At 34.1% G+C, this 13116-nt stretch carries 15 protein-coding genes and 1 pseudogene; 13 read left to right on the forward strand and 3 right to left on the reverse strand.

Annotation, left to right across the window (positions count from 1 at the left end; translation table 11 throughout):
* The first annotated feature begins 31 nt into the window (after positions 1-31).
* The 6 genes from QWC74_RS07175 to QWC74_RS07200 all read left to right on the forward strand — a co-directional run bounded on the left by QWC74_RS07175 (position 32) and on the right by QWC74_RS07200 (position 5501).
* A complete protein-coding gene (locus QWC74_RS07175; RefSeq protein WP_288993966.1) occupies positions 32-1345 on the forward strand; it encodes an aminoglycoside 6-adenylyltransferase in 1314 nt (437 codons plus the stop codon).
* A 189-nt stretch (positions 1346-1534) separates the two neighbouring features.
* Positions 1535-1756, forward strand: coding sequence for a hypothetical protein (locus QWC74_RS07180; protein WP_006785518.1), 222 nt, complete (start codon positions 1535-1537; stop codon positions 1754-1756).
* Positions 1757-2152: 396 nt separating this feature from the next.
* Complete coding sequence (locus QWC74_RS07185) at positions 2153-3199, forward strand: S9 family peptidase (protein ID WP_006785519.1); 1047 nt, start codon at positions 2153-2155, stop codon at positions 3197-3199.
* 171 nt (positions 3200-3370) lie between these two features.
* A complete protein-coding gene (locus tag QWC74_RS07190) occupies positions 3371-4462 on the forward strand; it encodes a hypothetical protein (protein WP_006785520.1) in 1092 nt (363 codons plus the stop codon).
* A gap of 337 nt (positions 4463-4799) precedes the next feature.
* Positions 4800-4922: a hypothetical protein gene (locus QWC74_RS07195; RefSeq protein ID WP_006785522.1), complete on the forward strand. Its 123-nt coding sequence runs from the start codon at positions 4800-4802 to the stop codon at positions 4920-4922.
* Positions 4923-5030: 108 nt separating this feature from the next.
* Positions 5031-5501: an MATE family efflux transporter gene (locus QWC74_RS07200; protein ID WP_006785523.1), complete on the forward strand. Its 471-nt coding sequence runs from the start codon at positions 5031-5033 to the stop codon at positions 5499-5501.
* A gap of 194 nt (positions 5502-5695) precedes the next feature.
* On the opposite strand, the gene QWC74_RS07205 is transcribed toward QWC74_RS07200, so the two are convergent.
* Positions 5696-6298, reverse strand: coding sequence for a DUF445 domain-containing protein (locus QWC74_RS07205; protein ID WP_006785524.1), 603 nt, complete (start codon positions 6296-6298; stop codon positions 5696-5698).
* Positions 6299-6557: 259 nt separating this feature from the next.
* Between QWC74_RS07205 and QWC74_RS07210 the strand changes: the two genes are divergently transcribed.
* The 3 genes from QWC74_RS07210 (at position 6558) to QWC74_RS07220 (ending at position 7575) form a co-directional block, all read left to right on the forward strand.
* Entirely contained in the window at positions 6558-6758 is a 201-nt protein-coding gene (locus QWC74_RS07210) for a hypothetical protein (protein WP_040764131.1), read from the forward strand.
* 110 nt (positions 6759-6868) lie between these two features.
* Positions 6869-7165: a hypothetical protein gene (locus QWC74_RS07215; protein ID WP_006785526.1), complete on the forward strand. Its 297-nt coding sequence runs from the start codon at positions 6869-6871 to the stop codon at positions 7163-7165.
* The gene (locus tag QWC74_RS07220; protein ID WP_006785527.1) at positions 7162-7575 is read left to right on the forward strand and encodes a YtxH domain-containing protein; all 414 of its coding nucleotides are present in this window, start codon (positions 7162-7164) and stop codon (positions 7573-7575) included. The genes QWC74_RS07215 and QWC74_RS07220 overlap by 4 nt, the downstream gene beginning before the upstream one ends.
* Before the next feature lie 36 nt (positions 7576-7611).
* Here QWC74_RS07220 and QWC74_RS07225 read toward each other — a convergent pair whose 3' ends face one another.
* Entirely contained in the window at positions 7612-8109 is a 498-nt protein-coding gene (locus QWC74_RS07225; RefSeq protein WP_006785528.1) for a DedA family protein, read from the reverse strand.
* A 189-nt stretch (positions 8110-8298) separates the two neighbouring features.
* Here QWC74_RS07225 and QWC74_RS07230 point away from each other — a divergent pair, with 189 nt between their 5' ends.
* From QWC74_RS07230 to gshAB, 4 genes are read left to right on the forward strand one after another with little or no spacing between them, the layout of a single operon-like run.
* Positions 8299-8577, forward strand: a complete 279-nt coding sequence (locus QWC74_RS07230; RefSeq protein WP_006785529.1) for a metalloregulator ArsR/SmtB family transcription factor — start codon at positions 8299-8301, stop codon at positions 8575-8577.
* A 2-nt stretch (positions 8578-8579) separates the two neighbouring features.
* Positions 8580-8978, forward strand: a complete 399-nt coding sequence (locus tag QWC74_RS07235; RefSeq protein WP_006785530.1) for an arsenate reductase ArsC — start codon at positions 8580-8582, stop codon at positions 8976-8978.
* 15 nt (positions 8979-8993) lie between these two features.
* The gene (locus tag QWC74_RS07240) at positions 8994-10334 is read left to right on the forward strand and encodes an MATE family efflux transporter (protein ID WP_006785531.1); all 1341 of its coding nucleotides are present in this window, start codon (positions 8994-8996) and stop codon (positions 10332-10334) included.
* A 13-nt stretch (positions 10335-10347) separates the two neighbouring features.
* A complete protein-coding gene (gshAB, locus tag QWC74_RS07245; protein ID WP_288993967.1) occupies positions 10348-12615 on the forward strand; it encodes a bifunctional glutamate--cysteine ligase GshA/glutathione synthetase GshB in 2268 nt (755 codons plus the stop codon).
* Positions 12616-12645: 30 nt separating this feature from the next.
* On the opposite strand, the pseudogene QWC74_RS07250 reads toward gshAB, so the two are convergent.
* Positions 12646-13116: pseudogene (locus QWC74_RS07250) on the reverse strand (hypothetical protein); the annotation flags it as partial.

The following is a 13116-nucleotide window of genomic DNA, read 5'->3' on the forward strand; positions in this document are numbered from 1 at the left end:
ACGATTACATTGATCTGTAGGAGGGGTGACGATGGATTTCCAGACACAGCATTGTCTATTTAAAAGTATAAAAAATCGTAGTGGCCATCCTGTAGATTTAATGGGGGCAGAGCCTTTAAATGACGGGATGGAAGCCAATCAAGAATCTTTATTTTTTAGTGTGCATGTGATATCAAGTGATGAGTTAATAGGATTTATTTCACTGCAATTAATGTCAGATTATATGTCCTATGAAATGGCCTTACAATTATTTAATCAAAATATTGAGGATCAAGTCATCATAGAAATTTTCGATGAAGTCATAGCGTTTGCTTTTGATATGTTGAAGACGCCTTGTATTAAAACAAAAGTTTCAAGTTTAAATGTTGGAATGGTCAATCTCCTTCCCCAAGTAGGTTTTAAGCTAGAAGAAAAATTTGAGCATCAGGGTGAAGTGATCTCTCTATATTTGATTAAAAATCATACACTCATTCAATCGACTCAAATGCGACAACCCTCTGTAGTCACGGCTCAAATTTTAGCATTTGCCAAAGAACGGTCGAATATTCGAGCGATTGCTCAGTCAGGGCTTCGATTAGATAGAAATGCCCCTATTGACTTAATGAGAGATTATCACTTTGATTTATTTATTTTAGATAAAGAAATTGAAAGTTATAAAATGAATCAAGATTGGATTCAACAATTTGGAGAAACCGTGATTACCAGGATGACAGACTTAGCAGAAAGTTCCTATTTATTTCAAATTCAATATCAAGATGGTGTCCGATTAGATTTGCAATTTGTATGTCTCAGTCACTATTTAAAAACCATCTACTCAGATTCTTTAATCAAGATTTTATTAGATAAAGATGGCGTCATCCCCCCACTAGATGAACCGAATGACAGTTCTCATTATGTTGAAAAGCCAAGTTATGAACAATTTTATGAAGTTTTAAATCGGTTATGGTGGTCTCAAATTGAAGTTGCAAAAGCAGTGTATCGAGATGAACTTCCATTGGCAAAAGGTGTTTACGATGGCATCATGATGCCCTTGATTATAGAACTATTATCTTGGAAAATTGGACTTCAATATGGTTGGGCAGTTGACATTGGGAGAGAGGGTCGATGGATTAAACGTTTTTTAAGTGAAAATATTTATTCTGAGTTTATTCATCTTTATCCGAAAAAAGGGTATCTTTCAATATGGGAGAAGCTATTTTGTATCGGACCTTTTGCAAATAAAATTGCCTTAGAAATTAGTCGAGAGTTAAACTATCCATATTCGGAGCAAGAGGTTCAACGGGTGACCAAGTTTTTACACCGAATTAATTCACTACCCGATAATGCAACTGATTTTAATCGATAAAATTCGCCAGTTGTTTCAACTGTTTTGTTGAATTTAGTGCACGAAAATTAAGTGGAGGATATGAGTAATATACTGAAAGTGATGAAGTAGTTTGAAAAAAGTATATTGTTTCAATAAAGGATGTTATAATAAGAGTAAAGAGGATATGGGGTTATTTGAACAATAAAAACAAAATGGGAGGATGAGTGGATGCAATTCATACTACTGATACTTTTAATCGCCTTGATCATTGCTGCATTTGTTTCCTACTTGTTGATGGTAACTTTAATTAAGATGATTTATTTAACAAAAGGAGTAGCGCTCTTAGTCGTTTGTAGTCTAGGTCTTCTGCTATTTATGATGATTGGATTTATCATCTATTGGGTGATGAATGGGATTAGTTATTTAAAAGAAATAAAGCTTAAATTGTGATCGTAAGATGGAGTCTTACGATTTTTTTATGAATTGAGAGAAAACTAAGAAAACACATCGTAGGAGGTATATTTTGCAACAGAATAATCAATAAATCTGACCAGATACTTTTGAGAAATGTCAGGCAAAAGAGCCCTTTGAATAATTATCTCTCATAAGTGTGAAAGAAGACAGCAGTTTAAAAGACTTTCAATAAAAGGGATGTTATTAATTTCATTTTAGGGGACGATGCTATTTTTATGTACATAGTGAATAGGAGGCAGTTTTAATTGAGTTAAGTTGTTAAATCAGGATTAGGAATAGAATCGTCAAGAAATTGTATATTTTTACGCGAATAGGTTTGAACCTCGTGCATATAATCTAACAAGATATGATGTGTCATGGAGGAGAGAAAAGATGAAGCAAAGAAAAAAACGCTATTGGATTGGGGGTATTGTTTTATTACTCATTGTCGTAATCATTCCATTTGGTTTAAGTGTCTTCATATATGAACAAAATTTTGGGGGGCGTTATACAACGCCAGATGAGTTGAAATATGAAGTTAAGGAATTCGAAGGATTAGTTCAAACGCCAGCCTTCTTTGAATCTAATAAACAACAATTATTGGCTGGTTATATTTATACACAAGAAGAAACAAGTTTTCCAAACGGTGTGATTATTTTGGCACATGGACTTGGTGGTGGACACAATAGCTATTTACCTGAAATTCAGTTTATGACTCAAAATGGATACACAGTGTTTGCTTATGATGGAACCGGAACAGATGAAAGTGAAGGAAGTAGTATGAAAGGATTGCCTCAGGCAATCATTGATTTAGATTACGCGATCAATTATGTGAAAAACGATGAACAGTTTGATTGTCTCCCAATTATGTTGTACGGTCATAGTATGGGTGGCTATGCTGTTATGGCTGTATTAAATGAGCATGAGGATATAACAGCAGTTGTTGAGCGCTCTGGATTTGATGAATCTATTGATATGATTGTGGAAGCGGGAAGTCAAATGATGGGGAAGGGAATTAAATTATTAACACCCTATGTCAGATTTTATGAATATCTGAAGTTCGGTCATTATGCAACGTTGAGTGGGGTAGAAGGACTTGGTACAACAAAAGCCAAAGTCATGTTGATGCATAGTGAAGATGATGAAGTAGTGAGTTATCAACAAAATTTCGCACAGTATAAACATTTATTTGGAGCGAATACGAACTTTACGTTTGTGAGTTATGAAGGACGAGGGCATGATGTGGTGACAAGTGTTGAGTTAAAACAATCGATTGAGAAAGAAATTAAAGCCATTTACGGAAGCCTAGAATCTGTTCCCAAAGAGCAATTAATGGCGTATAATGGAGTGTTATATGATATTGATCAACGACTTGATTCCGTTGTCATGCGACAAATTATTGAATTTTATAACCAATCTGTTGTAAAAGAATATGAATAAGTTCAAAACCAGCCAAATTTCTTAAATAAAGGCTGGTTTTCTTTTTGAAAGGAGAAAAACCGCCATTAATTTAAAAATGTTGTCGAAGGATTAAGTCTGCACAGCATTGAAATATTTGCAAGAGATGTGTAAGATTAAGGCAAGAAAGATCTTTTTTAAAGGTGCGGGAATATGAAATTAACCATTCAAAAAGGTAGTTTAGGATTAGGGCTTGTCCTTTTATGGGTTGGCGTCTTAAACACGGGGACAGACTCCTTGTTTTATAATAGTTTGCTATTTCCTATCGTAGGAGCTTTTCTTAGGATTGGAACTGTATTACCAGTTTTGAAGATGCTAGTTTATTTAATGAGTACTTTATTCGCATTGTTATTGGGGTGGGAATTAATTCAGTCTGGGATTTATAGCGGGATGATTAGTTTTTCTATTTTTATGACAATGACGTATGCGGCATTAATCGGAATAGGGGCTTTGATTTTAAGTTATTTCAGGTGTTTATTCAATCAGACGGTGAATTGGAAAAAACGTTCCGTCTTAGGTGTAATGGGGACTTTTTTGTTACTATGGATTTTAGCCGGAGCTAATTCATTAATTGGAAATCCATTCGATGCTAATAAAGCAACGAAAGCGATTGAGGGATATGTTGAACATCAATATCCTAAAGAAGATTTGAAAGTGAAAGAAGCGACGTATGTTTTTGAAACTGCTTCGTATCAATCGCTAATCTACCATGAGGAAAATGAAGATTTAAATTTTTCAGTGAGCTATCAAAATGGTGAGATTGTGGATGATACGTATGAAAGTCATGTGTTGAGTTATTTTAATACATTAAAGCGATTATCAGCACAGTATTCTATTTTGGTGAATGAGTTACTTAATGAGAAGTTCCACCTTAAAGAGAATCAGTCATTTGTTTATTATGACTTTGATGCAGTCGATTATATGTCAAAGATCCTAGAACTCGGGATGGAATTTGATGAAACTTTGCCTATTTCAGCACAAATTACGTTACAGTTTACACTTGAAACCCAAAGTATAGATGAACTTAATGATTTCATCGTAAGTGTTTTTGAGGTGTTAGAAGAGAAAGGATATCATTTTGATGTTTATCATTTGAAAGCTCAAAATCAAAAAGAGTGTATTTGGATTGAAAGTATAACTCCAAATGATATTTTAAGTGGTCAACTCGCGGCTCGAATCGAGGCTGGTCTCGCTAATGTTTCAAGTTATGGAATTAAAACGAATAAAAGTTCAAATAAATTTTAAAACACCAACTGAAAATGGGTGTTTTTTTTTTTTTTACTAAAATTATGATAGGATTCGATTTGAATTATAAAATATACCAATTTGAGGAGAAAATAATGAGAACAAATCATCAAAAGACATCAAGAGTTATCATGATGTCATTAGCGATTTTGATTGAATTATTACTTCAATTATTAGTAGGGAATATCGACCACTATTCAGTTGGATGAGTGTGCCTAATACGGTCATTGAACAGGCATGTCTTTATTTAAAAATAGTCGGTGCTTTTATCTAAGTTCAAGGATGATACATGACATTCACTGCTATTTTACGAAGTTATTCATGACTCAAAGAAGTGATGATTTCAGCTATCGTGATGAATCTTATCAATATTCTAGGAAATGCCATCTTAATTAATGGGGTATTCGGTTTTCCACAACTTGGAATTCTCCGAGCTGCCATTTCAACAAAATGTGAGTAAAGTTATTGGTTTATTGATTGTTATCTATTTATTTATAAAAAAATTGATGAACACATCTCATTGAAGACTGTAAAACCGTTTCCAACTGATGTTTTTAAAAAGTTATGAGTGGTCGGGCTACCGGTAGGTGCCCAAGAATTTTCCTATAATTTATCTCAGAGGGTTATTTTAAAATTTATTAATTTATTTGGTACTGCAGTCATTGCGACAAAGGTTTATTGTAGCATGCTAGCTAGCGTTGCCTACGTTTATTCAATTGCTATCTCCCAAGCCAGTCAAATCGTTGTGGGGTATTTAGTGGGAGCGCATCAGTTTGACGATGTAGAAAAGCGTGTCTGGTCAACCTGTTTGATTTCAATTGTCATTTCACTGTCTATTACTTTTATGGTTTATTTAAATAGTGATGCCATCTTTTCACTGTTTACAAAGGATGCACTCCTTATTACGCTTGGCAAACCACTTATTTTTGTTGAATTTTTCTTAGAAATAGGACGTGCGATTAAAATGACCATGACCAAATGCTTAGTAGCAACCGGTGATGTTAAGTTTGCCGTAATTATTAGTTTAATTGGATGTTAGTTAATTGCTGTAGGATTTGGTTATTATATCGGGGTTTTACTAAATTATGGATTAGTTGGAATTTGGATTGCCATGGCTATTGATGAATGTTTGAGAGCCTTCGTTTTTGTGATCCGATTTAAGTTAGGGACGTGGAACAGTAAAGCCTTAGTTGAAATGTCAGAATAAAAAAAGAGAGACTAAGCTCACTTTTTTTATAGATACATCAGTATAATTCCTTGAACGAGTCCGATGACACCACCTAAAATAAACCCAAGAATTTCAATATGTTTTAATTCTTTTTTAGCTACTTGCAAAATAATGCGTTCGAGTTCACGTAAGTCTAGTGCCATGATATTATCTTCCACAATTTTAGCAATGTTAACACGCAGTTCAATCATGTCTTTAATATTCACAATAATATCGGTCAAGCCATTGTTCACTTCTGTTTCAATTAATTCATCAAGTGGACCTTGAATCATCCCTTTGAAGGGAAACGGAATGATGTTTAATTTTTCATCAATGACTGCTTTAATTTTGCGTTTTACGAAAAATCGAATTTGGGTTAAATCCTCTTCTGTGACTGCTTCATCCATCAGTTCACGAATTGAAATTAACTCATTTGCGACGACTTCCCCAATGTTTTTAGCAATTTCTTTTTTGCGTTTTGGAATTAATCCGACTATCGTAAAACGAGTCAGCGGAATTTTAATTGGCTTGATGGGGCGAAATAAGAGCTTGATTGCAAAAATATTTGTTATCCATCCAATTAAGGCTCCAACAACCGTTAATAAAAGAACGGTAAAAAAATGATTCATGATGAAAACCTCCTCTGTATATCAAGTCATCTAATTTTTATTTTGTTTGATGAAATCTTGGATTTAAGACTTACTTTGCTAGAAGAATAAAAATAAGTTTATCAAACTTCATTTGAGATGTAAATGATAAAGTGTGACATTTATCGATAACTAAAGACAGGTATAGCTTGCATTTAATGGAAGATTTCTTCTATAATGAGTGCAGATCATTAGAAACCAAAGATGTTTAGTTTTAAGTAAAGAAAGGGAAATTATACGTATGAAAAAATATGAATCATTTTTAGTTGGAGTTTGCGTAGGAGGAGTCATGGGAGCTTTCATCACAAAAAAATGGATGGACTCAAAGTCAAGCGTCAATGTTAAACATCAGGATGTCACACCGCAAAAAGAGGAAATTGATTTAGACGAGTTAACTGATGAACTTGAACGTCTATCACAGCGTGTAGATGCTTTACAATAGGAAAATGAGTAAATTTTATAGAATGTGTCAAATAGGGTTGAAACCTTTAATTTACAAGGTTATAATTACAAACAATACTAGTATTTAGTAAATAAAGGGAGTTATATGATATGCAGCTAAATGATTGGTTAATGCTAACCTCGATTGCCTGTGTCATTGTTGCAACGATTAGCGCTGTTTATCTCTTATCTCGACTTCGTCAAGCCATTAATACTCAAACGGAACAAATTAAAACATGTAATCAAAAGATGAAAGAAGTACCGTCAGAGTTGAAGCGAGAAATGAATACAACGGTTCAGGAGTTTAAACAAAAAATTAAAATGGGATGGAAGATTGTTGCTTTCATTCGAAGAAGACGTCAAAAAAGAAAACTTAAAAGATTACAGAAACAGGGGATGAGAGGATGAAAAAACGTTATATTTTTGGATTAGGTGCCTTAGTAGGTGGAGTCGCAGCTTTATTATTAACGCCTAAATCAGGAAAAGAGATGCAAGCTCAGTTACTTCAAAATGTTGAAGATTTACAACAAAAAGTAAAAGAGTTTGATCAAGATGCCTTTAAAGAAAAATGTAAAGAACAACTTGAAGAGATTAAAGCATCAATCAATGAATTTGACTGGAGCCATAGCGTGCAACAACTTGAGGAAAAAGTATCTCAATTAACAGGACGTTTACAAGAATTAAAAACGGTGATAGAAGATCATCAAGTTGAAGAAATGCCTTCTCTTCGTTTGCATGATGAATTAGAGGACATTGAAATGTTAGAGACGTTACAAACACTAGAAGATTTAGAAGAAGTTGAAGCTTCAGAAAAATAATTAAAAAACACATGCACGAGAGCGTGCATGTGTTTTTTAATTGCTAATGATCGCTACGATATACCCTATTGATAGGGTCACAAAATTCCAAATGAGAATTCCACCTGTTGAATAGATGGCATATTTTGTCAACGGAATTTTGAAGATACCAGACATTAATGAAATGAATGTTCGAACCGTTGGCACAACTCGGCCAATCAAACACATCAGAGGACCGAATCGGTGACTAAGCTCAGTGGCTTTATCTAGACTTTTTTGAGTAGAAGGAAATTTTTGATAGAAAAAATCGTAAAGTGCTCCTCCAAATTTATAAGAAACCGCATAATAAGCCAGACAGGCTAAAATAGCTGCTAAGACACTGATTAGATAAATGAAGAAAAAGCTATATGAGCTCGTGTAAATAGAAAATCCGATGGCAGGCATAATGACGATGGCAGGGATCCCCGTTAAATTTAATCCTTCTAAAAAAATAAGCAAAAAGATTAAATAAGGGCCGAATAAATCGAGTTTTTCTAAAATTTCAGTGGTAAACATTTGATTCTCCTCAATAATAAAGATATGGGTTGATTATAACATATTTCCTATTATTTATCACTTAAAGAATAGAAATCCAACAAGTCACCATATTAAAAGAGCGTATCTTCATTGACAAATAAGTTAAAAAACTATAATATATTCCTGATTGGGAATATTCTGATATGGGAATATAAAGGAGATTAAGCCATGTATGTTGAAATATTAAAGGCGTTAGCAGATGAAAAAAGGTTGCAGATTATGTGTCTGTTATTTCATGGTGCGCGCTGTGTTTGTGAAATTGAACCCGCTTTAAAATGTTCTCAATCTTCAACCTCGAAACATTTAATTAAATTAAAACAAGCAGGGTTAATTGAAAGTCAAAAAAAAGGACAGTGGGTGCACTACTATATCCCAGAGAGTGTGTTTTCCAAGTATCCTTTTTTAAAATCACTAATTGAAGAAGTCGAACAGTTGAGGAGTAGATAAAAATGAAAAAAGTAGCTTTTGTATGTGTTCATAATTCATGTCGGTCACAAATGGCTGAAGCCTTTGGACGTGTGATGGGATTAAATGTCTTTGAATCTTATTCAGCAGGAACAGAACAGCGTGACGTGATCAATCAAGATGCCGTGAAAATCATGAAAGAAATTGGCATAGATATGGAATTGAATCAAAGACCAAAATTATTAAGTGATATCCCACAAGTTGATATTGTCATTACGATGGGATGCAATGTGTCTTGTCCAAATTTACCTTGTACTCATCGAGAAGATTGGGGAATTGAGGACCCGACAGGAGAATCTGAGGAGGTCTTTCGTCAAACCCGTGATGTTATTTTTCAAAAAATGGAGCACTTAGTAAATCGTTTAAAACATAACGAAATTTAATGAGGAGGCCAAACGGTGAAAAAAGTGGATTTAACGGAAGGGAAAGTATTGACCGTCCTATTAGCGTTGGCATTGCCCATTATGGGAAGTTCTGTTTTGCAATTGACGTATAGTTTAGTGGACATGTTACTAGTGGGGCGTTTAGGAAGCGATGCGGTGGCTAGTATTGGGACATCTAGTTTTTTAATTGGAATTGGAACGGCTATTAATACTTGCGTGGTCATCGGAACAGGAATTAAAGTTTCACATGCCCTTGGAAAAAAGGATGAACAAGAACAACAGGATTATATAAATGCTGGTTTTCGGTTAAACTTCTTAATAGGGATTATTTTTGCCATGATTTTGATTTTTACTGGAAAAGCTTTTATTTCATTTTTGGATGTTGAGAATGCTTATGTAGAAGTTGAGGGATACAAGTACTTACTTGTTAGTGCCCCAATGGTGTTCTTTTCTTTCTTTAATTTTTGGTATACGCGTCTTTATAATAGCTTTGGGCAAAATAAGGCAGCGTTGAAGATTAGCGCTTTAGGTGTGCTTCTCAATATTGTTTTAGATCCGATTTTTATCTATACACTGAAATTAGGCGTAATGGGTGCTGGATTAGCAACCTTAATTGCGAATGCCTTCATGAGTGGTTTGTTTTTTAAACAATCTCGTACGTTAATCAAACTAGATTACAAATTGAAAATAAAGCAATCGGTTTATTGGGATATTATTTCATTAGGTCTACCAATGTCAACTCAACGTATCTTATTTACGCTTGTAAGTATAGTCTTGGCGAAAATGATTGCAGTTTTTGGAACAAATGCCATTGCCGCACAAAAAATAGGCTTACAAATTGAGTCTATCACCTATATGGTCATTAGTGGATTAAATGGAGCTATTGCAAGTTTTGTCGGTCAAAATTATGGGGCAAAAGCTTATGAACGTATTCAATCGGGGATGAAGGTAGCCATGTGTTTGGGTGTCGGATATTCCTTATTAACGACGATGGTATTTCTATTCATTCCTGATAGTCTAGCCTCATTATTTGTCAGTGAACAGCAAACCATTCAAATGACAGCTGATTATTTAAAATTAGTTGGATTAACACAACTTTTTATGGCGGTTGAAATTATTTGTAATGGTGCATTTGTTGGAATGGGATTACCTAAAATTCCCGCTATGATTGGGATTAGTTTTACATTATTAAGAATTCCGATGGCTTATTTTTTCATACAGTGGATTGGAGTTAATGGAATTTGGATGAGTATTAGTTTGAGCATGTTATTTAAAGGAATTGTTGCATTTAGGATTTATTGTAAAAAAGAAAAGGAAGGTAATTGGTATGTTAATGCAGCTAAAGTCACTCCTTAATTCTCGGGAGTTAATGGAAGGAAAATTTGGAATAGAACGTGAATGTTTACGTGTAAATCCAGATGGATCGTTGGCCCTTAGCCCACATCCAACTGCCTTTGGGGAAAAGCAATTTAATCCCTACATTACAACAGACTTTTCAGAAAGCCAAATTGAAATGATTACACCAACATTTAAAACATTAGAAGAGGCTCATCAGTTTTTAAGTATGCTTTATGATATTGTGAGTGTTGAGGTTGGAGACGAATTATTATGGCCTCAATCAATGCCATGTTTTATTAAACCAAATCAAGAAATTCCGATTGCGATGTTTAGCGATAGTGAAGAAGGTCAAAAGTTAATGACTTATCGCGAATCTCTCCTAAAAAAATATGGTGGTAAACGCCAACTTATCTCGGGATTACATTATAACTTTTCTTTTAGTGACTCACTATTGGTAAAGTTATTTGACGCACAACATGATTATTCGGATTTTCGCTTGTTTAAAGATGCAATCTATTTAAAAGTAGTTCGAAATTATATTAGATATCGTTGGTTATTAATATATTTATTAGGGGCATCACCCATTGTTGATGAGAGTTATTGTAGTGAATGTAGTGTTTCATCCAATGAAGTGGCTCCAAAAAGTTTTTCTCGATCAGGGGCGATTTCGTTTCGAAATAGCTTATGTGGGTATCAAAATAAAAAACCAATTTACGTTGATTATACCTCTGCTAAGACGTATGTCAACTCATTAAAGGCTTATATTGAAGCGGGTGAAATTTCAAGTTTTAAAGAATTTTATAGTCCGATACGTCTAAAAGCAATCCGACCGAATCAATTACTAGAGTCACTTATTGAAGATGGGATTGAGTATTTAGAAATTCGCTCAATTGATTTAAATCCATTTGCAAAAGAAGGGATTACGTTAAATGATTTATATTTTATTCAGTTATTTGTGCTCTTCTTATTAGATGAAGAAGAGTCAAATGATCCTAATTGGCAAGAAGAAGCTAATGAAAATGAAAGAAGAGTCGCTGTTTCAGGTTTAGACGAGAAGTTAATGTTACTTTATAATGGAAATGAAGAGAGCCTAAAAACGTTAGCGACGCGTATCCTTAAGAAAATAAGTCTAATCAACGACACGTATGATTTAAATCAAACGTCGATTTTAAATCGAAAACAAGACGAAATCAAAAATCCTAATTTAACCTTATCTGCGAAGATGATGAAAATGGTTCAGGAGACAGATTATTTAAGCGCAAATTTAGAATTAGCCAGAACGTATAAACAAGAAGCGAGTGACGCACCATTTCAATTGCCTGGTTTTGAAGATTTAGAGTTATCGACTCAAATTTTGATGAAAGAGGCTATTAAACGAGGCGTAAAATTTGAAGTGTTAGATCGAGCGGAAAATTTTATTAAATTATCTAATGGGGAGCACTGTGAGTTCGTCAAACAAGCAACGAAAACGTCCTTAGATAGTTATATTACGATTTTAGCCATGGAAAATAAACAGGTAACAAAAGAAATTTTAAGAGATCATCATCTGAATGTTCCAACGGGTGCATTGTACGAAAGCATAGAAAAAGCCCAGTCAGATTATAAATGTTATCAAAATCGAGCTATTGTCATTAAACCCAAATCGACCAATTTTGGAATTGGAATCAGTATTTTTGAAGAGGGAGTCAGTGAATTAGAGTATTATAGAGCTTTAAAAGAAGCTTTTTCACATGATAAAGAAGTCATCGTTGAGGAGTTCGTTTCAGGGAAAGAATATCGATTTTTGGTGATTGAAAATGAGGTGATTGGAATTTTACATCGAGTTCCAGCCAATGTAATTGGAGATGGGGTTCATTCAATTACCGAGTTGATTGAGTTGAAAAATAAAAATCCACTTCGAGGGTATAAGTATCGACGTCCCCTTGAAAAAATTCAATTAGATGAAATTGCTATTCGTTTTTTATACGAACAAGGATACACACCAGATACGATCTTACCGATGAATGTGCAAGTCTTTTTACGAGAAAATTCGAATATCTCCACGGGTGGCGATAGTATTGATATGACTGATGATATTCATGATTATTTTAAAAAGATCGCCTGTGAAGCAACGAAGGCAATCGGTGCTAAAATTTGTGGGGTTGATATGATGATTGAAGATTTTCAAAATCCTGCCTCAGCTTACTCAATTATTGAATTGAATTTTAATCCAGCGATTCACATTCACACGTATCCATTTATTGGTCAAAAACGTGAAGCGGCTTTGGCAATATTAAAAGCTCTTTCGTTAGTTCAATAAAAAAAAACAGATTGAATTCAATCTGTTTTTTTATTGTGTCACTTCTTCGATTTCAGATAAGATTCCACTTAGTTCTAAAATAAGTTCATCTAACTCAACGTATTTAGTTGAAATCGCATCTTCTGTCGCTTTTTGTTGGCGTTTTGTCTTTTTAAATGCCTCAAGGTTAGAGTCATTTGATTGAATACTTTGGCTAAATTGGGTCATAAGGTCGTTTACCTTTGAAAGCTTCAAGCTAAGTTTTGTTTGAGTCATTCCTGATTTTAAAAATCTAGAAGCTGTTTCAATCCATCCCGAGGTTTCTTGAACCTGAAGTTCTTCATTTAATTGACTTAATGTATCGTTGAGTAAATGGTCATAGTCGGATTGGTTAGGATTTTCAACAAAAGTTGAAATCGCATGGATACAGTTCGTGATTGCGAGTAACGGAAGATCAATATTTTCTGTTTCAAGTGATTGAATTTCATTTTTAATGGTTTCAAGAGGCTCTAAATATGTTTT

The sequence above is a fragment of the uncultured Turicibacter sp. genome, from assembly GCF_938044715.1.
Taxonomy (GTDB): Bacteria; Bacillota_I; Bacilli_A; order MOL361; family Turicibacteraceae; genus Turicibacter; species Turicibacter sanguinis.

What these genes read in the sequence shown, in the direction of transcription:
- QWC74_RS07235 (WP_006785530.1), top strand. Translation starts at nt 8,580, where the DNA reads ATGAAAAAAGTAGCTTTTGTATGTGTTCATAATTCATGTCGGTCACAA.
- QWC74_RS07195 (WP_006785522.1), top strand. Translation starts at nt 4,800, where the DNA reads ATGATTTCAGCTATCGTGATGAATCTTATCAATATTCTAGGAAATGCC.
- QWC74_RS07190 (WP_006785520.1), top strand. Translation starts at nt 3,371, where the DNA reads ATGAAATTAACCATTCAAAAAGGTAGTTTAGGATTAGGGCTTGTCCTT.
- QWC74_RS07175 (WP_288993966.1), top strand. Translation starts at nt 32, where the DNA reads ATGGATTTCCAGACACAGCATTGTCTATTTAAAAGTATAAAAAATCGT.
- QWC74_RS07180 (WP_006785518.1), top strand. Translation starts at nt 1,535, where the DNA reads ATGCAATTCATACTACTGATACTTTTAATCGCCTTGATCATTGCTGCA.
- QWC74_RS07215 (WP_006785526.1), top strand. Translation starts at nt 6,869, where the DNA reads ATGCAGCTAAATGATTGGTTAATGCTAACCTCGATTGCCTGTGTCATT.
- QWC74_RS07220 (WP_006785527.1), top strand. Translation starts at nt 7,162, where the DNA reads ATGAAAAAACGTTATATTTTTGGATTAGGTGCCTTAGTAGGTGGAGTC.
- QWC74_RS07205 (WP_006785524.1), bottom strand. Translation starts at nt 6,298, where the DNA reads ATGAATCATTTTTTTACCGTTCTTTTATTAACGGTTGTTGGAGCCTTA.
- QWC74_RS07225 (WP_006785528.1), bottom strand. Translation starts at nt 8,109, where the DNA reads ATGTTTACCACTGAAATTTTAGAAAAACTCGATTTATTCGGCCCTTAT.
- QWC74_RS07230 (WP_006785529.1), top strand. Translation starts at nt 8,299, where the DNA reads ATGTATGTTGAAATATTAAAGGCGTTAGCAGATGAAAAAAGGTTGCAG.
- gshAB (WP_288993967.1), top strand. Translation starts at nt 10,348, where the DNA reads ATGGAAGGAAAATTTGGAATAGAACGTGAATGTTTACGTGTAAATCCA.
- QWC74_RS07210 (WP_040764131.1), top strand. Translation starts at nt 6,558, where the DNA reads ATGAAAAAATATGAATCATTTTTAGTTGGAGTTTGCGTAGGAGGAGTC.
- QWC74_RS07185 (WP_006785519.1), top strand. Translation starts at nt 2,153, where the DNA reads ATGAAGCAAAGAAAAAAACGCTATTGGATTGGGGGTATTGTTTTATTA.